This is a genomic window from Pectobacterium zantedeschiae (assembly GCF_004137795.1).
Classification (GTDB): Bacteria; Pseudomonadota; Gammaproteobacteria; order Enterobacterales; family Enterobacteriaceae; genus Pectobacterium; species Pectobacterium zantedeschiae.
The window spans coordinates 264735-287028 of sequence record NZ_NWTM01000003.1; the positions used below are offsets into that span (position 1 = coordinate 264735).

The 22294-nt window shown below is 51.0% G+C and carries 23 protein-coding genes; 2 read left to right on the forward strand and 21 right to left on the reverse strand.

Annotated elements, in window-relative coordinates:
* Positions 1-4: 4 nt before the first annotated feature.
* The 6 genes from phoU to CLR69_RS18475 all read right to left on the reverse strand — a co-directional run bounded on the left by phoU (position 5) and on the right by CLR69_RS18475 (position 6194).
* Complete coding sequence (phoU, locus tag CLR69_RS18450; protein ID WP_129707586.1) at positions 5-736, reverse strand: phosphate signaling complex protein PhoU; 732 nt, start codon at positions 734-736, stop codon at positions 5-7.
* 13 nt (positions 737-749) lie between these two features.
* Entirely contained in the window at positions 750-1523 is a 774-nt protein-coding gene (gene pstB / locus CLR69_RS18455) for a phosphate ABC transporter ATP-binding protein PstB (protein ID WP_005976611.1), read from the reverse strand.
* A gap of 50 nt (positions 1524-1573) precedes the next feature.
* The gene (pstA, locus tag CLR69_RS18460) at positions 1574-2461 is read right to left on the reverse strand and encodes a phosphate ABC transporter permease PstA (protein ID WP_129707588.1); all 888 of its coding nucleotides are present in this window, start codon (positions 2459-2461) and stop codon (positions 1574-1576) included.
* Entirely contained in the window at positions 2461-3420 is a 960-nt protein-coding gene (gene pstC / locus CLR69_RS18465; protein ID WP_129707590.1) for a phosphate ABC transporter permease PstC, read from the reverse strand. The genes pstA and pstC overlap by 1 nt, the downstream gene beginning before the upstream one ends.
* Positions 3421-3577: 157 nt before the next feature.
* Positions 3578-4618, reverse strand: coding sequence for a phosphate ABC transporter substrate-binding protein PstS (gene pstS / locus CLR69_RS18470; RefSeq protein ID WP_129707592.1), 1041 nt, complete (start codon positions 4616-4618; stop codon positions 3578-3580).
* A gap of 214 nt (positions 4619-4832) precedes the next feature.
* On the reverse strand, positions 4833-6194 hold the full coding sequence (locus CLR69_RS18475; RefSeq protein ID WP_129712903.1) for an MFS transporter: 1362 nt from the start codon (positions 6192-6194) through the stop codon (positions 4833-4835).
* A 113-nt stretch (positions 6195-6307) separates the two neighbouring features.
* On the opposite strand from CLR69_RS18475, the gene CLR69_RS18480 reads away from it, so the two are divergent.
* Positions 6308-7222, forward strand: a complete 915-nt coding sequence (locus CLR69_RS18480) for a LysR family transcriptional regulator (RefSeq protein ID WP_129712902.1) — start codon at positions 6308-6310, stop codon at positions 7220-7222.
* Between the two features lie 288 nt (positions 7223-7510).
* Positions 7511-8671 carry a metallophosphoesterase family protein gene (locus CLR69_RS18485; protein WP_129712901.1) on the forward strand — a complete coding sequence of 387 codons (1161 nt, stop codon included), beginning with the start codon at positions 7511-7513 and terminating at the stop codon, positions 8669-8671.
* An 83-nt stretch (positions 8672-8754) separates the two neighbouring features.
* On the opposite strand, the gene CLR69_RS18490 is transcribed toward CLR69_RS18485, so the two are convergent.
* Genes CLR69_RS18490 through CLR69_RS18560 form a run of 15 tightly spaced genes read right to left on the reverse strand, consistent with a single transcriptional unit; the run spans position 8755 to position 22276 of the window.
* Positions 8755-10188, reverse strand: a complete 1434-nt coding sequence (locus CLR69_RS18490) for a DUF4026 domain-containing protein (protein ID WP_129712900.1) — start codon at positions 10186-10188, stop codon at positions 8755-8757.
* Between the two features lie 26 nt (positions 10189-10214).
* Positions 10215-11441: a beta-ketoacyl-ACP synthase gene (locus CLR69_RS18495; RefSeq protein WP_129712899.1), complete on the reverse strand. Its 1227-nt coding sequence runs from the start codon at positions 11439-11441 to the stop codon at positions 10215-10217.
* The gene (locus CLR69_RS18500) at positions 11441-12172 is read right to left on the reverse strand and encodes a 3-ketoacyl-ACP reductase FabG2 (protein WP_129712898.1); all 732 of its coding nucleotides are present in this window, start codon (positions 12170-12172) and stop codon (positions 11441-11443) included. Before CLR69_RS18500 ends, CLR69_RS18495 begins: the two co-directional genes overlap by 1 nt.
* A gap of 17 nt (positions 12173-12189) precedes the next feature.
* Positions 12190-12672 (reverse strand): hotdog family protein, encoded by a 483-nt coding sequence (locus tag CLR69_RS18505; RefSeq protein ID WP_129707597.1) that lies wholly within the window; start codon positions 12670-12672, stop codon positions 12190-12192.
* Positions 12665-13822, reverse strand: a complete 1158-nt coding sequence (locus CLR69_RS18510; protein WP_129712897.1) for a beta-ketoacyl-[acyl-carrier-protein] synthase family protein — start codon at positions 13820-13822, stop codon at positions 12665-12667. Before CLR69_RS18510 ends, CLR69_RS18505 begins: the two co-directional genes overlap by 8 nt.
* 1 nt (position 13823) lies before the next feature.
* A complete protein-coding gene (locus tag CLR69_RS18515) occupies positions 13824-14399 on the reverse strand; it encodes a DUF3261 domain-containing protein (RefSeq protein ID WP_129712896.1) in 576 nt (191 codons plus the stop codon).
* The gene (locus CLR69_RS18520; protein ID WP_129712895.1) at positions 14396-16717 is read right to left on the reverse strand and encodes an MMPL family transporter; all 2322 of its coding nucleotides are present in this window, start codon (positions 16715-16717) and stop codon (positions 14396-14398) included. The genes CLR69_RS18515 and CLR69_RS18520 overlap by 4 nt, the downstream gene beginning before the upstream one ends.
* Positions 16689-17294, reverse strand: a complete 606-nt coding sequence (locus CLR69_RS18525) for a LolA family protein (protein ID WP_129707604.1) — start codon at positions 17292-17294, stop codon at positions 16689-16691. The genes CLR69_RS18520 and CLR69_RS18525 overlap by 29 nt, the downstream gene beginning before the upstream one ends.
* Positions 17291-17713 (reverse strand): acyl-CoA thioesterase, encoded by a 423-nt coding sequence (locus CLR69_RS18530; protein WP_011095953.1) that lies wholly within the window; start codon positions 17711-17713, stop codon positions 17291-17293. Before CLR69_RS18530 ends, CLR69_RS18525 begins: the two co-directional genes overlap by 4 nt.
* Positions 17713-19428, reverse strand: a complete 1716-nt coding sequence (locus CLR69_RS18535; RefSeq protein WP_129712894.1) for a glycosyltransferase family 2 protein — start codon at positions 19426-19428, stop codon at positions 17713-17715. Before CLR69_RS18535 ends, CLR69_RS18530 begins: the two co-directional genes overlap by 1 nt.
* On the reverse strand, positions 19419-19808 hold the full coding sequence (locus tag CLR69_RS18540; RefSeq protein ID WP_129712893.1) for an ApeI family dehydratase: 390 nt from the start codon (positions 19806-19808) through the stop codon (positions 19419-19421). Before CLR69_RS18540 ends, CLR69_RS18535 begins: the two co-directional genes overlap by 10 nt.
* The gene (locus tag CLR69_RS18545; protein WP_129712892.1) at positions 19795-21150 is read right to left on the reverse strand and encodes an AMP-binding protein; all 1356 of its coding nucleotides are present in this window, start codon (positions 21148-21150) and stop codon (positions 19795-19797) included. The genes CLR69_RS18540 and CLR69_RS18545 overlap by 14 nt, the downstream gene beginning before the upstream one ends.
* Positions 21147-21722: a COG4648 family protein gene (locus tag CLR69_RS18550; protein ID WP_197730592.1), complete on the reverse strand. Its 576-nt coding sequence runs from the start codon at positions 21720-21722 to the stop codon at positions 21147-21149. Before CLR69_RS18550 ends, CLR69_RS18545 begins: the two co-directional genes overlap by 4 nt.
* Positions 21723-21737: 15 nt before the next feature.
* Positions 21738-21986 carry an acyl carrier protein gene (locus tag CLR69_RS18555; protein ID WP_005976575.1) on the reverse strand — a complete coding sequence of 83 codons (249 nt, stop codon included), beginning with the start codon at positions 21984-21986 and terminating at the stop codon, positions 21738-21740.
* A 23-nt stretch (positions 21987-22009) separates the two neighbouring features.
* Positions 22010-22276, reverse strand: a complete 267-nt coding sequence (locus tag CLR69_RS18560; RefSeq protein WP_129712891.1) for a phosphopantetheine-binding protein — start codon at positions 22274-22276, stop codon at positions 22010-22012.
* Positions 22277-22294: the final 18 nt, after the last annotated feature.

The following is a 22294-nucleotide window of genomic DNA, read 5'->3' on the forward strand; positions in this document are numbered from 1 at the left end:
GGGCTTACTCTTGTTCTTTCTGCTCTTTCTGCGCCAGCAACTTCTCGAGCGCGTCGCCGCCAAGGTGACGGAAATCCTGGCCTTTGACGAAGTAGAAGATAAATTCGCAGATGTTCTGACAACGATCGCCGATACGCTCGATAGAACGAGCGCAGAACAACGCAGTCAGTACACTCGGGATAGTACGAGGATCTTCCATCATGTGAGTCATCAGCTGACGCACAATCCCTTCGTACTCTTTATCCACTTTCTTATCTTCGCGATAAATACGAATCGCTTCGTCCAGATCCATACGGGCAAAAGCATCCAGCACGTCATGCAGCATCTGCACGGTGTGGCGCCCTAATGATTCCAGGCTAACCAGCAGTGGCTGATGCTGATGGGAGAATTTCTCCAGCGCAGTGCGACAGATTTTATCCGCTACGTCGCCGATACGCTCCAGTTCGGAGATGGTTTTGATGATCGCCATCACCAGACGCAAATCGCTGGCAGTAGGCTGACGTTTTGCAATAATGCGCACGCAGGCTTCATCAATCGCCACTTCCATCATGTTGACTTTGGCGTCGCCTTCAATTACCTGCTGAGCCAGCTCCGCGTCCTGATTATGCATCGCGGTAATCGCGTCACTCAGCTGCTGCTCCACCAGTCCGCCCATGGTCAGGACCTGCGTGCGGATGTGTTCCAGTTCGGCGTTAAACTGACCGGAAATGTGTTTGTTCAGATTCAGATTATCCATGATGCTTTCCTAATCAACCGTAACGACCGGTGATGTAATCTTCAGTCTGTTTCTGCCGAGGGGCAGTAAACAGGGTATCAGTATCGCTGAACTCAATCAGCTCACCCAAATACATAAACGCCGTATGATCTGAACAACGCGCCGCCTGCTGCATGTTGTGAGTCACGATGACCACGGTGTAATCTTTTTTCAGCTCGGAGATCAGCTCTTCAATGCGGCCGGTAGAAATCGGGTCGAGCGCAGAACAAGGTTCATCCAGCAGCAGGACATCCGGGCGAATCGCAATACCGCGTGCAATACATAAACGCTGCTGTTGACCACCGGACAAGCTATAGCCGCTCTGGTGCAGCTTGTCTTTTGTTTCCTGCCACAGCGCCGCTTTGGTCAATGCCCACTGGACTCGTTCATCCATATCGGCACGGGACAGTTTCTCAAACAGGCGAACACCAAACGCGATGTTATCGTAAATAGACATCGGGAACGGCGTCGGCTTCTGGAAAACCATACCTACCTTGGCACGCAACAGCGCGATATCTTGCTTATCGGTCAGGATGTTATTGCCATCCAGCAGGATATCGCCTTCGGCGCGCTGCTCAGGGTAGAGCTGATACATTTTGTTCAGCGTACGCAGCAGCGTGGACTTACCACAGCCGGACGGGCCGATAAACGCGGTAACCTGATTCGCGGCAATATCCAGCGTGATGTTTTTCAGCGCATGGAATTTTCCGTAATAGAAATTCAGATCGCGTACCTGGATTTTGTTGGATGTCTCAGTAGTCATACTCATCAAGACTTCTCTCTTTTTCCTGGCGCCGCCTGGCAACGCCTTGAATTTATTTAATGTTTCTTAGCGGAGAAAATAACACGCGCCAGAATATTCAGAAGCAGAACGCACAGCGTAATCAGCAATACACCCGCCCAAGCCAGTTGTTGCCATTCCACAAACGGGCTCATGGCAAACTTGAAGATGGTGACCGGCAGGTTAGCAATCGGATGCATCATATCCGTGCTCCAGAACTGATTCGACAGCGACGTAAACAGCAGCGGTGCCGTTTCTCCGGCAATACGCGCGATAGCCAGTAATACCCCGGTGATGATGCCTGATACCGATGCCTTGAGCGTAATCGCAGAAATCATTTTCCATTTCGGCGTCCCCAGCGCATAAGCCGCTTCACGCAGGCTATCCGGCACAAGTTTGAGCATATTCTCGGTGGTACGAATCACAATCGGCACCTGCAACAGCGCCAACGCAATCACCCCCGCCCAACCGGAGAAGTGCTGCATCTTTGCCACCACCAGCGTGTAGACAAACAGACCCACCACAATCGAAGGCGCTGACAGCAGAATGTCGTTGATGAAACGAATCACTTCGGCAATCCAGGATTTACGACCGTATTCCGCCAGATAGATGCCCGCCATAATGCCCAGCGGAGTACCCAGTAGCGTCGCCCACAGGATCAGCAATCCACTACCGACGATGGCATTCGCCAAACCACCACCCGCCGTATTTGGCGGCGGCGTCATCTCGGTAAATAACGCCAGAGACATGCCATCCACGCCTCGGGTAACGGTCGAGAACAGGATCCATACCAGCCAGAACAGGCCGAAGGCCATCGTAGACATGGATAAAAACAGGGCAATACGGTTTTTCTGGCGACGCCAGGCCTGCATTTTACGCCGTGAGCGTTCCAGTGCGGCTTCTTGTTCTATGCCTAATGTAGCCATTAGCGCGCCCCCTCATTTTTTGCCAGACGCATAACCATCAGCTTTGAACACGCCAGAACAATAAAGGTAATCACAAACAGAATCAGCCCCAACTCCATCAGCGCCGCGGTGTGCAGGCCGGATTCAGCTTCGGCAAATTCGTTCGCCAGCGCAGAGGTAATACTGTTACCGGGCATATACAGTGAAGCGCTGTCGAGCTGGTAGGTGTTACCGATGATAAAGGTGACCGCCATGGTTTCCCCCAAGGCTCGCCCCAATCCCAACATCACCCCGCCGATGACACCGTTCTTGGTGTAAGGCAGCACAATGCGCCAGATCACTTCCCACGTCGTACAGCCAATGCCGTAGGCAGACTCTTTCATCATCACCGGCGTTTGCTCAAACACATCACGCATGACCGCGGCAATGTACGGGATAATCATGATGGCCAGAATGACGCCAGCCGCCAGAATACCAATCCCGAACGCCGGGCCAGAGAACAACGCACCAACAATAGGAATACCAGACAGGACGTTGCCTACCGGCTGTTGGAAATATTCGGCAAACAGCGGGGCGAAAATGAACAGGCCCCACATGCCATAAACAATACTCGGAATAGCCGCCAGCAATTCAATCGCCACGCCAAGCGGACGTTTCAGCCATGCTGGTGCCAGTTCTGTCAGAAATAACGCAATCCCGAAGCTAATCGGGATCGCAATAATTAGGGCAATCAGTGAGGTCACAACGGTACCGTAAATTGGAACCAGTGCACCAAACTGCTCTGCGGGCGCATCCCACTCTTTCGTCCACAAGAAGGAAAAACCGAACTTCTCGATGCTGGGCCAGGACGCCACAATCAGGGAAACAATAATGCCTCCCAATAGCAGTAGCGTGACCAGCGCCGCCAGTTTTACCAGCGTGCTGAAGAGGATATCGCCATATTTTCCTGGGGCTTTGATAGTTGGCTTGTACTCCGCCATACGTCTCTCTTCTCGTTTTAACTGCATTTGATAAACTATTTAAGGCAGAGAGGCTTATCACCTCTCCACCCCGATACGACGTGTTATTCCACTACCGTATTCCCAGAGCCTGACAACCTCATCACGCTCTGGTTATCAACACGACGGTGTCGATTAATTAGTACAGTGCTTTACCGCTGCTGTCTTTTACCTGAGTTTTCCAGGCAGCACGGATCTGCTCAACCACTTCTTTTGGCAGGGTGGCGTAATCCAGCGCTTCTGCTTGCTCGCCGCCTTTCTTGAATGCCCAGTCGAAGAATTTCAACACTTCAGCACCTTGCTCAGGCTTATCCTGCTTGGTATGAACCAGGATGAATGTGGTTGACGTGATTGGCCATACATCAGCACCTTTCTGGTTGGTCAGATCCTGAGCAAAAGACTTGCTCCAGTCGATCTCTTTAGCCGCGTTGCTGAAGCTTTTTTCGGTCGGGCTAACTGATTTGCCATCGGCAGAAATCAGTTTGGTGTAAGCCAGGTTGTTCTGCTTGGCATACGCATATTCTACGTAACCGATAGAACCAGGCAGGCGCTGTACGAACGCTGCGATACCATCGTTACCTTTACCGCCCAGACCGGTCGGCCAGTTCACAGTAGAACCTGCACCAATCTTCTCTTTCCACTCTGGGTTCACTTTCGCCAGGTAGCTGGTGAAAACGAAAGAAGTACCAGAACCGTCAGCACGACGAACCACAGCGATGTCCTGATCCGGCAGCTTGGCATTCGGGTTCAGCTTGGTGATCGCTGGGTCGTTCCATTTTTTGATTTTGCCCAGGTAGATATCACCCAGTGTTTTACCGTCCAGCGTCAATTCGCCAGATTTGATACCAGGAACGTTCACTGCCAGTACCACGCCACCGATAACGGTTGGGAACTGGAACAAACCATCCTGTGCTAATTTGTCATCAGCCAGCGGCGCATCAGAAGCCCCGAAGTCTACCGTTTTAGCGATAATCTGTTTTACACCGCCAGAAGAACCGATCCCTTGATAGTTAACTTTATTGCCGGTTTCTTTTTGATAGGAGTCAGCCCATTTGGCATAAACAGGCGCTGGGAATGTCGCACCGGCACCGGTGAGGTTAGCAGCAGCAAAAGCAGAAAATGCCGTCAGAGAAAAGGTTGCCGCAACAACACTGGCAAGAGTGGTACGCATCAGTTTCATAATCCCTCCTGTGGGATACTCGACGTGTCGACGCAGAGTCGTTATCAATCAGAGTTATCAAATCAGAGTGTAGTTCGCAGGAGGAAAAATAGGACAATTTAGTGACAGTAAAATGTACGCAATATGACAGTTTTATGACACTCAAGAAAATCGCTTAGCAACATAGGGGATAGGCGGGGGCGCCAACAGCTGTAGCGCCAAATTTTAGGGCCTCTCAGAGGCGTTTATCACGATAGCTGGCAATGAGACATCCCAGTAATGACAGGACGCACAGTAATAGCATCGCGGTCTGATAACCCTGTTCCGTACGATGATAGATGAGTGTGACAAGCGCCAATCCTACCGCACCGCCCAAATTATGCAACGTCCAGGAAATGCCGATAGCAATCCCCTGCTGTTCAGCATGTACAGCCTTGAGCGCGGCCAGAACAGAGGGACCTAAAATGCATCCCCAGCCTACTCCCATTAAGGTAAAAGCCACGATCATAGTGCCCAACGCACTCTCACGATCGATCATGCTTTGTAAACCCGCAGACAACCCAAGCATGAAGAAGCCAACCATCAGTATCCACCGAGGGCCAATACGGTCCGCCAAACGTCCCACCCACGGCGAGATCAATGCCATTGCGGCCGTAGTGGGCAATAGCAGCAGGCCAAGCACAGCATCACGATAATGATGCGTCGCACTAAGATGAATCGGCATAAGAAAAAAAGCGCCGCAGTAGAAAAACGCCAAGAGTGATGTCAGCACACAGACTCGTAGAAAGGCAGGCTGACGTAATAAATCGAGATCGATCAGAGGGAAAGGTTCTCGCCGCTCAACCCGAATCAAGCCCCCTAGCGCCACCACCGCCAGTAAAAAACAGGCTAATGATGGCAGACTCAGCCATCCCCAACGATCGCCCTGATTGATAACTAACAGCGCACTGGCAACGGAAAGGATAAAAAAGAATAATCCTTTACCATCCAAAGGCGGCGCTTGCGCTACACGAGATTCCCGCACGTGCCCGAGGCAAAAAGCAAAACTCAGTGCAATCAGTGGAACATTAAGCAAGAACACCCATCGCCAGCCCAGAATATCCACCAGAAGACCGCCAGCCACCGGGCCGATAGCCAACCCCAGCCCATTGACGACAAATAAAATACCTAACACACGGCCGTGGTGTTGTGCTGGATAAATATCAGCCAAAATAACCGTTGTAGCGGTATATAAAACAGCGCAAGATGCTCCCTGCAAAAAGCGCCATCCGATCAGTTCATTCACGCTGCCTGCCAGACCCGCCCCCAACGATGCCACGCCAAACACCACCATACCGATATAAAGTACACGTCGACGACCCGCGCGATCGGCTAGCCTTCCAACGATTACCATACTGGTACATAACGCCATGATGAATATTCCCATCACCCACTGCACATGCGCGATATTGGCAACAAACTGCTGCTGAATGGCCGGAATGGCGGTATTCACAATCGTAAAATCAATACAGCCAAGAAAGCTCGCAATACAAATGCCAGTCAATGCTCGCCACTGAGGGGAAATAACCGTGTGTATCGGGGGAAAATTCGCCTTCATGGCTGTTCCTCTGAAACGTCTGAAAGAGAAAAAGTCTACCTCGCGATAGCTTTCTCCATTCAGGGCATATTTTTGCTTAATATGGGAAAAGATATCGCCAATAGAGAACAGACATGATTTCAAGTGAACGGCTAAACAACATCCGGGCGTTCGTGCAGGCCGTTCAGGCGGGTGGGTTCGGTCGAGCCGCAGAGCAGCTCGGGCTTTCCCGTTCAACGGTCGGCAAAGCAATAGCGCGGCTGGAAGCAAGGTTGCAGATCAGGTTATTTCATCGAACCACGCGCAGCCTGTCATTAACAGATGAAGGTGTGCTGTTTTATGAAGACTGCGTTAAGGCATTAGCTGCGCTGGAAGAAGCTGAAAATCGGCTGGCGGCACGCACGATAATCCCTTCTGGCAATCTGCGCGTAACATTGCCAGAACGATTCGGACAGCGATGGATAATGCCTGAATTATTGCGCTTAACGCACCGTTTCTCTGCATTACACATCGACGTTCAGTTCTCCAATCGCCTTGTCGATCTGGCAGAGGAAGGGATGGATTTTGCTATTCGGATCGGTGAAATCGGAGAGCATGCGGGGTTAGTTGCACGCAGAATGGGCGAACAACGGCAGGTTTTATGCGCCTCAGCCGATTATCTGGCACAAAGCGGGCATCCTCAGCAGCTAAGCGATTTAACTATGCATAGGGGAATTGGCCTACTGCGCAATGGCCAGGCGCAACCTTGGAAAGTCGAGAACGAAAAGGGAGGGTGCCAGTCTGTTTTACCACCAACACGGCTGCGATTAGGCAATATGGATGCGGTGATGATGGCGGCCTTGTCCGGCCACGGTATTGCGCAATTGCCACAATGGCTAGTCGCTGATGCCTTGCGTAAAGGCGAGTTGGTCGAGGTATTGGTAGGCTGTTGCGGAACAGGTCTGCCCATACATATGGTATGGCTCAAAGGACTCACGATGCCCCTGAGACTCAGAGCCGCGATCGATTCATTGCTGATAGCCTTTACGCCCCATGCTCCGTGGGAATAAAAAATAGATCGGATCTAGCCATTTATATCAAGCAACGTCGATATTCCTTTCACTTGTGCAAAATCTGTAACAATTGTGTTTTATGGTAAGAACCGTTTTGACAGCACGATACTTTTACTTTTTTGGAAAAAACGACGTTATTCTCTATATTATTCGTTAGGTTTTTCAAAAAAACCTGACAATGACGATGGAATGAGTCAAAAGCTCCAACCAAAAAACGAGAGATATGCGTACATCACGACAACAGCCATTCTGGAATTATCATAAGTGTTCAATAGGAGATCGACATTGAAAAGAAGAACTTTCATACAATCTGCGGCACTCCTGCCCCTCACTATGCAGCTTCCTGTTCATGCCAGTACCGCCGATCTATGCATAAACCAACCCAGCAATAAAGACAAAGGAAAAGCAGTATCAATAGCCTTAGTCAGTGACTTGCATATAGGTGATGATAATTTACTATCGTCATTCTCCACGGCATTAAACAATATAAAAGAAAATCATAAAATATCTAACATTATCATCCCTGGTGATATTAGCGATAGCCTTGATTATATTAGTAAAGTAATGGAGTATGTAGAAAATACGTTTCAAGGAGAGAATGAAAAAGTAATAGCCATATTAGGTAATCATGATGTCAGAGGGCCTGATAGCAAATCATGGACTAAAGATCCTGACGAAGACAATCCTTATTACAAGTTTATTATAGAAAAATACAAAAACATGAATGCTAAAAAAATAAAGCATGAAGAAAAGCATGCATGTTTTGATATTTTTATTGGCGATCACCATTTTATCGCGCTAAATACTGATAGAGGTCTAAAAGATCTGGCTTACTACGATAATTCAACATTAGAATGGTTCGAAAAGAAACTATCTGAAAATGTTAAGGGAAGGAAGTTCGTTATCTCTCATCAGCCACTGAATGATACGCACTGGCGCTCTAATTTGTTTGGTGGATTTGGAGAACAAGATGATGAGATAAAGAAAATATTATCAAAGCACCCAAAGACATTCTTTATATCCGGCCATATACATAATGGCTTTGGTGTTTTAGAGGCCATGCAAAGAGATTTTGGCACTCTAATTGAAACGCCGTCATTTAATAGAACAGAAAATGGACTAATAGAAAAAGGTTATGGCTTTATTATAAAAATAGAAAGTGATGCAGTTAACTTTGAAGCATGGAATTTTTTAGAGAACATACATTACCCTGAATATGACTTAAAAATAACCGACAATGCAGTATCTTCTATATTAGAGAAGAAAAAAGAAAAAGAAGAATGCTACGACAAACTCATTTCAGAAATTTACCCCTGGGAGAAGATAGCAGAAAAGAATGATGGTGGTGATAGCATCATTGCAGGGCAAGAGCACTTTGGATTAAGAAAGCTGTGGCCCAATTATAAATGGGAACGGTATTCATCAGCCCCCACGCAGGGGCAATGATGAGGCTGACCCTGTCGGTCACGGTAGTGTACGGTAGCTAAAAAAGAGAGGGGCGATGAAAAATCACATCGCCCTTTATCGCACTAGTGAAAATATGGCTGGCTATGACTAAGCAGTTTGTAAATCGTATCAGGCTTATAGCTATCACCCTGATAATAAATCGCCCAGTCGGTGACCCGCGAGATATCAACTGAATATACGCCACCTTCCTGCATATCCTCAACGTAGAACGGATGATTGATTAATTTTCCCGTCACTACAGTGTCGTGGATTTTTTCGGGTATAAACCACATGTGTTCACGCTCTTCGCCCTCTTCACCATGAGGAATGCCAAATTTCACCATAAAGCGCCACTCACTCTCGACAGGCTTAGGTGATTTTTTTAGCAGCTTAGTTAAAAAACCCTGCTTAGCCGGTTCGTCACTCACATGGTAGTTTTTAAACATATTGACGAAATAGCGCCAGCGCAGCTGTGCCTTACGCGACATTTCTGCCGTTTCCGCATTGGTGCGCCAGAACATGATGGCATTTTGCTCATCAAATCCTTTAAAGAACGTTTGCAGTACCGGGTTTTCTTCGTTGGTACGAAACAGCATACAAGAAGGTTCCTGATGCACATCATCCCGATCGGCGCGATCGCCCAGAAACACACCTTCAGGCGTGCCTTCTAGATCATAATGCATGTCTTCCAGAGGCCGGAGTTGGTCAATCGGCGTAGATTGATTAACATGCCGTAACCCTTCTTCAAACGGTAACGCCACCAGATATTCATAGCCGCTGTCCGTTTGCCCACACAGGATAGGCTCATTGAAGGTAATACGCTGATTTTGAATCGCATTGTTAACAAAACTTCTGAATAAATCCGGGATGCCATAATAAGAACTGAGCGTCTCTGGAATGACGAGTTCAGCCTCCGTCAGGCCGCATCGTGCCAGACCATGCGAGTGAAACCAGAATGTCGTTGGCGGATCGTTCTCGGTGTCATACACGGCATGAATGGTATAGAGCGATTCGATTTCCGGCAGAACATCATCTTCCAACTGAAAACGCAGCCACTCACGGGTAAATACGTTGCCAGCAGCAGACATATCAATGCCAAGGAGAAAGTCCGGCACCACTGCGCTTAATAAGCGAAGCTGATGCACGTAATCTTCCAGCGGATTTGCCCCAAAAATACACTCGACCATCACTTCCTGGGTTGCCGCATTAGCCTGCGCCAGCAGTTCGGATGAAATCTCATCAGTTGAGTGTATCGGCGTGATTTTATTCTCAGGATCGCGCTCCGATAGCTCAAGATAAAACGTTAGCTCCCGATCATGATGACGACAGGAGTAAAAGAAGCCACCCTGCCCCTGTTCGGTATAGCTTATTTCACCATCAGAAAAAAATGACTGCGCCTCTAATAAGCTTTCCAACAGCGGATAGCTCATTTCCTGTGAAGAAAAGGCCAACATCGTGGAGGGCGCTCTTTCACCCTTTCCTTCAGCAATATCCAGGTATTGTTGTTTGTTATTCATCATGAACCCGTTAACGTCTCAATCCATTATTGCCAACGGCGGAAGATCAGCGATGTATTAATGCCACCGAAAGCGAAGTTATTCGACTGAATGTAATCAGTCTCAATATGCCGTGGTTCACCCATGATGTAATCCAGTTCGCCACAATCTTGCGCTGGTTGCCGTAAATTAAGCGTTGGCGCAAACCAACCTTCACGCATCATTTCAATACTCATCCATGCCTCGAGCGCACCACAGGCACCCAGCGTATGGCCGAAATAGCTTTTTAGCGATGAAATTGGCGTGGATTTACCAAATACGGCCGCGGTAGCCTGACTTTCCGCGACATCCCCCCGATCGGTTGCTGTTCCGTGGGCGCTGATATAACCCACATCGCAAGGTTGCAAACCCGCGCAGCGTAGCGAGCCTTCAATGCAAATCTGCATGGTCTCACGCTGGGGCTGCGTAATATGTGCCGCATCACAGTTGGTGTAAAACCCAACCAGCTCAGCATAGATCGTCGCACCACGCGCCAGAGCATGTTCAAGCTCTTCAAGCACTAACGTACCAGCCCCTTCACCGATAACCAAACCATCGCGGCTAGCGTCAAAAGGTGATGGTGTCGTTTCTGGCGCATCGTTGCGTTGGCTGGTGGCAAACAGCGTATCAAATACAGCGGCTTCTGACGGACACAGCTCTTCCGCGCCGCCAGCAACCATTACCGTCTGGTAACCATGACGAATCGCTTCCCAGGCATAGCCAATCGCCTGGCTCCCCGACGTACAGGCGCTGGATGTCGGAATCACACGGCCACGCAGCCCAAAAAACAGACCGGCATTGACCGCCGTAGTATGCGGCATCATTTGTACATAGGTCGTGCCGGTAATATTATTGGTGTGCTTTTCTGTCAGCATGGTGGCAAATTCGCTCACCGGTCCCGTGCTCCCGGTTGAAGAACCGTAAGCAATGCCGGTTTCACCATTGGTCAGTACCGGATGGCCAATCAACCCCGCTTGCTCCAGCGCCAATTCAGTAGCTCGGGTCGCCATCAGAGATACGCGCCCCATAGAACGGATGCGTTTGCGTGTGTAGTGTTCTGGCAGGTTAAAGTTATCAACCGGCGAACCCAACTGCGTATTCAGGCCATCATACACCTGCCATTCGGGCATCTTACGTATAGCATTGTGACCTGCACGCAAACCGTCAGAGACGCTTTCCCAAGATTCACCGAACGCGGTGACGCCGCCCATTCCCGTTACCACAACACGACGCATCACAGCATCCCCCCATTAATAGAAATTACCTGACGCGTCACATAACCCGCGATATCGGACATAAGGTAACTCGCCAGCCCTGCAACTTCTTCCGCCTGCCCCATACGTTTCATGGGAATCATCTTCATTGCTTCTTCAACGGCGATCGGTTCCATTTGAATCATGCCCGTATCAATCAAACCGGGTGCGATACAGTTTACGGTGATTTTTCGCTTCGCCAGTTCGATAGCCAGCGCTTTCGTTGCGCCGATAATGCCCGCTTTCGCTGCACTGTAGTTGACCTGACCTCGATTCCCCATAATCCCGGAAACAGAGGACAACGTGATAATTCGTCCACCTTTACGCAGACCGACCATCGGCATCACACAGGGATGAATCACGTTATAGAAGCTATCAAGATTGGTGTGAATCACGCTATCCCAAGCCTGCTCGTCGAGGGCGGGAAAGGCGCCATCGCAGGTGATACCGGCATTGCTGACCACGCCATAGTAAGCACCGTGCACCTCAATATCCTGTTCAATAACGGTGCGACACGCTTCCCGATCGGCAATATCGAAGCTGACAATACGACCGGAACCGTTTTGCTCCGTAATCTGGCTTAAGGTTTCCTTCGCTCCATTTTCATCACGGTGATAATGCACAACCACAGTAAAACCATCTTCCGCCAGACGCAGTGCAATGGCTCGACCGATCCCTTTGCTGGCACCGGTCACTAACACAGAACGCGTCATGCTTTTTCTCCCGGTTGTCATAATGGCTTTCCCTGTTCTAAAAGAATTTTTAACTCTCGCTCATCGGGTTGATACGTATTCAACCGACCAGAAGCATACTTCTCTCCATCAATCGCAATCTCACCCTCAAAGCTACCCACTTTGTCGTCACGCATCAGCAGCGTAACGGTCACATCAAGCAGAGATCCAGCAGGAAAAATATCCTGTTTGCAGTGATAACCCCGTCCCCCCAACAGCATTCCGGGGCGCGGCTTCTCTTGCAGTTCGTTACTTTGACGCCTATGCCAGCCAGACCAGACCCCGATCGTCTGTGCAATAATCTCAATACCGAACCACGCAGGTAAATGTCCTTGAGTATTAAGAAACGGTGCCAAAATCCCCTCGCGACTGACCGCCACACGACAGTGCGCATGATCGTCATCAACATGGATCACCTCATCTACCAGCACCATCGGGGCTGAATGGGGCAGATAATCTGCCGCAGCCAGATACTCACTCATGGTTCTTCCCCAAAATCAGACACGTATTATTGCCGCCAAACGCAAAGGAATTAGACAGAATCACCGATCGGGTAAGCGGTGCAGGTTCACGGAGCAAACCGCATGATGGCAGTGATACATCGGGGTGACTGCGTGAGAAATCCTGCGCAGGTAAGGGAATATCCCGCGTCAGAAGTAGCCAACAGAGCGCAGCCTCACTAATCCCCGCGGCACCCAACGTATGACCAGTGAGATGTTTAGTCGAACTAGAAGGCACGCGCTCACCAAAAACCGCGTGAACCACATTAGCCTCAATCTGATCATTCAGGCGAGTGGCGGTACCGTGTAAATTGATATAACCCACATCCTCAGGCTGCAACTCAGCCTGCGACAACGCCATATTTATCGCGCGAATCGCCCCTTCGCCTTCCGGGTGCGGTGCCGACATATGGTAAGCATCGGATGACTCTCCGAAGCCCAATATCGCCACGCGATCGGGCTGCGGCCCGATCAACATCAGCGCAACGCCTTCACCGATAGTTATCCCATTGCGTTCTTCACTAAACGGTTGGCAGCGCGTTGAAGATAGCGATTCAAGGCTATCGAAGCCATTTAGCGGCATACGACTCAGCGTATCCGCGCCGCCAACGATAGCCACATCCACCAGCCCGGCATCGATCAACCGTTTACCGCTGATCAGCGCTCTGGCGCTGGAAGAGCAGGCCGTTGAGATAGTGTAAGCGGGTCCATTTAATTTCAGATAGGCAGACAAAAATCGAGAAGGATCGCCAAGTTCCTGCTGCGCATAGTGATAAGTGGAAAGATTTTCGCTGACATACCGATCGGCTTCATCCAGCCCTGAAGTACTGGTTCCCAGAACCACTGCCACTCGGTCAGAGCCGAACTGCGCGATAGCCGCGTCCACCTGAGGCCGGATTTGTTCCAGTGCGGCCAGCAATAGCTGGTTATTACGACTGTTATGCGCCGCTAATTCGTCCGGGATAGCGGGTAATTCCGCATCCACATTCCCTGTCCAACAGGGTTTATCATGCAGCAGCCACTCAGAATCAGGACGCATGCCTGGCGCATGGCCGCAGGCAAGGTTGTCAGCAATCTCATCCAGATTATTGCCCAGCGCATTCAGTGCCCCAACGGCGTTAATGTAAATCATGCTAGCTATCCAGATGTTGAATCACGATGTGATAACCAAAGACAAATTGCTGAACGCTGATCGGTACGCGCTGGCTATTCCGCGTCATATAGCGAATTTCAGTAATCAGCATGCCGCGATTGTCACGCAGTTGTCTCTTATCATCGCTATCTTTCAGCGTCCAACCGGCTGGCAGTTGCGTCTGCCACACGGCAATCGGCCAGTGGCTCAGCATAATATCCGCCAGCACCTGACTGGCTGGCGGCAACTGAGGCAGAACAATGGACTGCTCAGTATGAATACCCTGAGCATCATAGGTGACCTTAAACAGACGAATCCCGATAGAGGAAAGCCCAACCAGCGACAGTTGCTTATCATCGGCATTCAACATCACCAACAGAGATTGTTGCTTACCGTCAAAGGTTCCCGTCAATAGTTGCTGTTCGTTGACCGACGGGGTAATCGCTGGTGCGGGTAGCGTAACTTTTACACCCGGTTTGAGCCACGCCTGTGGACGGTTGTCATCATGCTGCTTGCTGGCACAACTGCTCAATACCAGCACACCAATGAGCAGAAGCCCGCGTCGCAATAATGTCATTTTCGTTTCCCTTTTGAATCAGGCAACGCCAGAGGCGCCAGCAAAAAGGCGGTAAAAATACCGCTACACAGCACAATCCCGAAGCTGCTGATGGCCTGAGTGCTACTGAAAACCAACATACCCAGCGTCAGTAGGGCGACGCACATCGCCAGCGTCACAGCCAATAGAGAGGTCATCGGCGTACCGCGCGGATTGCTGAAAAATAGCGTGTAATTGATGCCAATCCCCAGAACCAGAACCAACGCGAGTAATGAGAACAGGTTCAGCGAATGACCACTCAGTGCCAGAACCGCCAGGCCGCAGCCTAGCGACAGCACCGACGGCACCACATTAACTAATCCACGGCGTAACCCAAGGCGAATAACGTAGCTCAGCGCAATCACGGCCAGCGCCGCCGTCAGCAACCATCCCAGCATGGCGCGATAGAAACCGAACAGCGCGTCGAAGGTTCCTTTTCTATCGATCCACTCCACACCCGGCAGCGTTTTGGCCATCTGTCCCAGCGCAGCGCTATTGCTCACGCCGCTTATCGGAACCAGAACACCGCTTTTTCCATTGGGTAACGTCAGCCACAGCAGTCGCCACCCTTCACTTATCGGGCTATTCAGCCAGCGCTCCGGCGTGACCGGCATAGGGCGAACATCTGGCATGGCCGCATCAACGCCCGTGTCTTTAAGACGCTCGATAACCGCAGGCGCGGCCGAAGCAATAAGCTGGCTGTCACGCTGTTGCTGATCCAGAGAGGAAAGCGGCAGTAGCCGATACTGCTTTAACCACGCCTGTTGTTGCGCATCACGCAGTTTAGGGGCAAGCCGTTCCAGACGCTGTAATGTCTCCTCCGCGCTATCGCCATAGACGACGAACCAGGTTTGATCGGCGCTCTGACCTGTTAGTGCCGTCAATTGCCGCTCTTGTTGCATCAAATCCTGCGGCAGCGCCTGTAACTGGGAAATATCGTCATTGACCTCCAGCCGCAGCAATCCCACGACAGAAAGTAGCAACAGCGCCAGCGGGATCCCAAAACGCACGGCGCGCTGACGCCGCCACGCGGCTAGCCAGCGCCCCATCAACACCATCGCGGGAACTGGTCTAACGGGTAGCCCTTTAACCAGAAAAGGATACCAGCACACCACGGTCAAACAGGAAGCCGTCAGCCCTGTTGCGGCGAACACCGCCAGTTGTTGTAAACCGGGGAACGGTGCCAATGCCATGATCAGATAGGCCACCACCGCCGTACCCAGCGCGAGCAACAGAGCTGGCAGCACCTTCTTCAGGCTTTCCATTGAGGAAACGTGGCCGCCGTGAACCATCCGTTCGGTCAAATAATAGAGCGTATAGTCCGCTGAAATACCGACGATACTGAGGCTCATCACCAGCGTCATCAAATGCAATTCACCGAATAGCAGCAGTGTAAAAACCGTGCCTGCTAGCGCGCCGATGCTCACCGATAATCCACATAACAGCAGCGGCCGTGGTGAACGAAACACAAAGAAGATCAGCAACAGCACGCCAGCCACGGTGGCGACGCCAAGGGTAGAGACATCCTTTTTAGCTTGTTGGCTGGCATAGTTGCTGAACAATACCGTCCCGCGTGTTAATACCTCGGCATCAGGATATTCAGCCTTTAGCTCTCGCTCAATAACACCCAGTTTATCAACCAGCTGCTGATTACGCGCCATATCGAAAGAACCACCGCTGAGTTCACCGTGCAGAAAATACCAGGTGCGGCCTTGCGCATCTTTTGCCGTTAACCAGCCTTGCGACAATCCCAGTTGGCTGGCATTTTGTTGCAACGCCAGCTGAGAGCCGCGCACCAGCATCAAGGGGTCGTGATTTAACTCCTTACCGCTCACGCCCGCAAACGCGGAATAAAGCTGTGCCAGTACCCAATCGGCCTGTGCCGCTCCGCCATTCTCCAGCCGCGCCCGCGTGGTGGAATCGACAAGACCATTACGATGTTCAAAAACGAATTTTCCCCACCGCTGCTGCTGTTCGGCATCAATCGGGCCGTTGACCTGCTGTAGATCGGGAAGCGCGCGCAGGTGTTTCAACCACCAGTCCGCCACAGCGGGCTCCGCCTGCTTGCCCGGTGTCACCAGCCACACCATCTGCCGATCCAGGCGCTGCATAAAGCCTTGCTGTAACTCTGGGGGAAGTGCGCCCATCGATTGCTTAGGTAACAGTGCCAATACGCTACTGTTGATCTGCGACTTCGGTAGCAGCAGCGCCAGTGTTGCCATCAGCACGATACAGCAGCCAATCCAAACCAGCGCCGCGCGACGGAGACCGTCAGAAAACGAAACGCTGTAACTCATCATCGCTTAGCTTCCGAGGTTCGAGCCGCTGATTACTCAGCGTAATTCTGGTCATGTCGCCCTGGCGGTCATCCAGCACAATGCCGTCAAGAAACTCACCACCGTTCAGCGTAATCGTGTTGAACAATTTATCTAACGGCGACGTTTTTGGCGTCAGCACCAGCCGCCACTGCTGCTTACCGAGATCGGTAAAATCGATGGCGAAATTCTGCTCTAATACGTGGCGATCGGCCTGAAATAAGGCACGTAGCAGGTGGTTAAACTGAAACATCTGCGGGTTACTTTCTGCCGTGACAATCTGCGGTGCTTGCCCGTTCATCACCTGAACCATGCGCGTTTCGTCCAACACCATCGTCAGCGGAAATGGCGCTGCCTGATGCCACCACAGCCCTTTATCCTGCGCGATCAGCAGTTGACCGCCGGATTTAAGCGGCTTTGCCATGCCTTTTATTTCACGCAGTTGGGTGAAATCGGCGCGTACAACAGGCTGGCTACTGAATTGCTGTTGTAAATCATCCAGCGTAACGGCCTGCGCCACACCGCTCAATAGCACAAAAACCGCGACAATCAGTCGTATCATGGCGTCACTCCAAGGCGCTCAAATAAAATAGAGGGAGAAACAAAACTCAGCTCACGACATCCTTCCTGTACCGCGACCTGAATCGTATAGCCAGTCGTCGTGCGTTGGCCGCTTTCAGCATCGAAAATCAGGTAAGCGATGCGCAAACGATTCTCGACTTCTTCGATAGTGGCGCGAATGCGTATACGTTGTTCGTAAGTCAGCGCGGCACGATATTTCACCCGTGTATCCACCACAGGCCACACATAGCCAGATGCCTGCATCTCACGATAGCCATAGTTAAATTTGCTAAGCAGCGCCTCGCGCGCCACTTCAAAAAATCGAAAATAGTTACCGTGCCACACCACGCCCATCGGATCGCAATCATGGAAAGATACGGTTAGTTCAACTTCATGGCTTAAGCGGGGATCGTTTAGCACTATGACTCCTTTTTCCCAGCAGCTCGGCCGTCATCATCAGGCAGACTCCAGAAATCAAAAAAATTAAACCAGTCGAGTGGGGATTTCAGCGCATAGTGCGCCAGCCGTTCGGCATAGCGATCGACAACCTGCTGTAAGGCCTGCTGCCGAATTGGACGCGGCAACGTAATGCTATCGGCAAAGGGTTCGCAGTAGACACGCAGCTTTTTCTGCTCGCGAATAACAAACATCAGTAATACGGGGCAACGTAGCGCCGCAGCCAGTACAAAAGGCCCTTGAGGGAAAGGCGCCTCTTTTCCCAAAAACGAGCTCCACACCACGCGGCGTACACCGCCACGCTGACGATGTACCGCCGTGCGATCGCCGACAATCGCTACCCATTCACCGGCATCCAGCTTTTGTTGCAGCATAATTGCGGTATCTGGCCCAATATTGCTGACAGGGATAAGATTCACACCGGCCTGCGGCGCGATCTCTTCCAGCACCTGCTTAAAACGCTGAGAGTTTTCCGTAAACACCAGTGCGTTAATCACCAGCCCACTCACCTGCGGTGCCAGCGCCCGACAGACCTCGATATCACCGAGGTGCGAAGCCAAAATCAGCTGCCCTTTCTGCCTGCCATGCTCAATGGCTTCCCGCGCGCCAGGGGCAAAATCAATATCGCGGCCCCAGTGTAGATCGCCACGCCAGCTGGCAATTTTATCCAGCATTGCCTGACCAAAACGGAGAAAATGGTGATAGCTGTTGAGTGGTTTAGGCAGCAGGATGTCTTGCTGATGCGCATAATCCCCGATTTGCCTCAGCCATGACTGAGACGCCTGACGTGCGGTGCGGCCGGTTAACCAGTAAAACGCGATAACCGGCCAGAGAAACAGGGTAAACACCCCACGACCTAACCGTTGATATACCGCCAGCATAAACCGCATACCGAGTAAGCCCTTACGCTCCGATACACCCGCCCAGTGCTGCTGACGTTGCCGCATGAGTAACACCGGAATACGCGGAAGCATGCCGAAAAACAGGCGAGTATGCATCCAGGAAATCCGCAGGTTATCGTGCAACGCATCAAAATGAGACAGACCATTTTCTGGATACGTGACTGCTGTTTCAATAAAGCGGCTGGGCGTTCCTGCCCAGTACAGTCGCACCATAATTTCCGTATCGAAATCCATACGGCGACCGAGAGACTTACGGGAGAGAAGCGATAACGTGGCCGCAACCGGATAGACACGGAAACCACACATGCTGTCCTTGATGGAGAGGGATAGCGTTTCAATCCAGACCCAAACGTGAGTGACATAGCGCCCGTAAAGGCGTGATTTAGGCACCGAGTCATCGTAACGAGGTCGACCGGAAATCAGGTAATCTGGATACGTTTTCGCCTCATCCAACAGAAGCGGCGCATCTTCAATCTGATGCTGCCCGTCGGCATCAACCTGCAAAGCATGACTAAACCCAGCCTGCGCGGCGGCTTCGATACCACGCATCACCGCTGCGCCTTTCCCGCTGTTGTGCGCCAAACGAATTAACGTCACACCGTCATGTTCCGCAGACAGCTGGTCGAGAACCTGTTGCGTAGCCGCATCGCTGCCATCATCAACAATAAAAACCGGCAGCGCCAGCGGTGCCAGGCGCACCAGCACCGACGCCATCATAGCTCCGTGGTTATAACAGGGGATCACCACGCAGGGCGAGAATTCGCCATTTACTGACATGGACTGTCTTCCATAATCGGCGTGAGCTTTATTTTTCCGCTGCTGGCAGTGCGCTCAGTATCGCCATCCAGAATGGTGTAGCTAAAGGTTAACCATTGCTTTCCCGCGTGCCATATCAACACCAGACGCAGCGTTCTTCCAGGCAAAATCGGCTGCTGGAATTTAATATTTTCAATAGATAAGAACGTCCACCCTTGCGCCAATACCGTCGTCGCGTAATGCATGACCCAATCCAACTGGGCCACGCCAGGCAACAGCGGCTGGCCCGTAAAGTGGCCATTGAACCAGAACAGGTCAGGGTCAACCTGTAGCATCAATTCAATCTGAGACGTTTCATCCGTCTTCTTTACATCGTGCCGGATAAGCTCAACGGGCAACATGAAACAATTCCTGTATCTGCGGCCAGGCACGTTTACTCTGGCTATTGTGGGGAATAACGTCGACGATGCGCCAGAAACGCGGCATCGCTAATGGCTCCAGCCATTTTTGTAATTCATGCCGCCATTGGCGTTTCAAATTCGGTAAGTCAACGGTCTTGTCAGAGGTATTCAACACCAGCACCACGCCAATACCGCTACGCTCTGGACGCGTCACCTGAAGCGCAACCGCATCAGCAATATCAGGCAGATCGAGTAAACGCCGTTCTATCTCGCTTAGCGAGATGCGCTTGTCTTCGATCTTCACCACTCGGTCATGTCTGCCACACAGTTGAAAATGACCGCCTTCATCAAACACCAATCGGTCATCCAGCTTGTGTCCCTGAACATTGGGAATCAGCGCTGATTGTGCCCACCAGTCATCCTGGTCATCACGGCGTAGTGACACTCCGGGAAACAGCTGCCACGGCACGGCATCCGTCTCACGCGAGCGCCAGGCCAAAATGCCCGTTTCTGTACTGCCGTATATCTCATTGATGGGGTGCATAAACCACTCCGCAGCCGCTTCCGCATGCAGCCAGGGTAATGTTCCTCCCGCAGAGACGATCAACGAACATAGAGGGGCAGAAAGCGCACGATCGATGCGGCGTAAGAATGCCGGACTACTGATAAACACGTGACGCTGATGGCGGTTTTGTGAAGTAAGCTGTTCGGTATAAAGCAGTTGGCGGCTATCAAAGCGCAGTCCCAGCGCCATAGGTAGCCAGATGCGAAACGTCAGCCCATATAAATGCTGGTGGGTAACGGAAGCGATCACATCACAGCCTTGCAAATGCGTCCCCCAGCGATCCGCCAGCCAACGCGACTCCTCATCAAGACAGCGCACAGGTTTAACAATCTGACGCGGCTTCCCAGTAGATCCTGACGTGAACAAGACAACACAGGCATCATCGGGTATAGAGGGCAATACAGCATTAGTGACGCTCACTGTCTCGGCCATCAGGGTAAATATCGGGCAGTTTAGATGCAGCGACACATCGGTCAATACCCCATCAAATTCATCCGCCTGTTCTTCTAATACTGATTGGCGGCAGTGCCCTGGGATGACAGGGGTTTTTCCCGCATGTAGAGCAGCAAGAAGCCCGATGGTGAAGCAGTAGCTGTCTTCAAAACACAGCGCCCAACGCGTCTCATTCCGCAGGCTTAGCTGCTGACAAAGCGCAATCACCTGCGCTTTCAGCATGCTCAACGTGAACGTACTGGCACCATTGCTGGCAACAATGCGCTGGGGGGCATCATTCCCCGACAGCCAGTCATTGACGGCGCGGACAGTGAACCCGTTCATACGCGCTTCCTCAGACGCTGGCGTATCAACCACTCTCCCCCCATCAACAATCCCATAAGTACATAGCTGATCGCGCCATTCCATAACGTCCACCAATGAAGATTGCCGACAAGACAGGTCAGCACGGCGATACTGCCGTTAAAAATAAAAAACCAACACCAGACTTTCGTCACACAACGCGTATAGGAAATAGCCTGAGCCGGAAGTTCAGGTTCCCGAAGTCGGGCAAGGCGTTCGACAAGCGGTATGCCGCTATAAAGTGAACCACCAAAAAGCATCAACATGACGCTATTTACCGCAACGGGATACCACAGCAGCCAACCACCATCGCGCAATAATAAACTGGCAACAGAAAGTGCAACCCCCGTCGCAGCCAGCCACAGAGCGGTCCCCTTGAACACGTTGTTTGCAAATAAATTGTTCTTATCACGCAACGTAGCGAAACGCAGAACAAACGTCAGCGCCAATACCGCAAGTAACCAACGATGCTCAGGGTGCGTGATGCTAAACCAGGCCAGAAAAGGCCAGGCGAGCGTCATGACGATGTTCAGACTGCTTATAAGGACACGCATCACTTAGCGGACTCATTAACCTTCACGGAGCAGGTTTTCTACCGCATCAACCACATCCTGCACAGTACGCACAGATTTAAAAATTTCTGGTGATATTTTACGCCCGATGCGTTTTTGCAGGTGAACCACCATATCCACCGCATCAATGCTATCTAACTCAAGATCTTCATAGAGGCGGGATTCAGGTTTGATCTCATCGGCATCCAGCTCAAACAGCTTGACCAGTAATCCTGTAATTTCCTGATAAATTTCGTTTTTATCCATCATCAACTCATTTTATTTTACTATCAGGCACTCACTGCGCGCTGAGTGTTGATAAAAGCTGCAAGGGTTGCAACGGAAAAAAAGTGTTGGCGTACTTCTTCACTTTCAGCAGAAAGTACAACGCCATAGCGGTTTTTTACTGCTAATCCCAGTTCCAGTGCATCGATAGAATCCAGACCAAGGCCTTCACCAAACAGCGGGGCATCCGTTTCTATTTCATCCACACTGATATCTTCAAGGTTAAGAGATTCGATAATCATCTCTTTGATTTCAATAAATATACTTTCCATATGTGTTCCAAATGATAA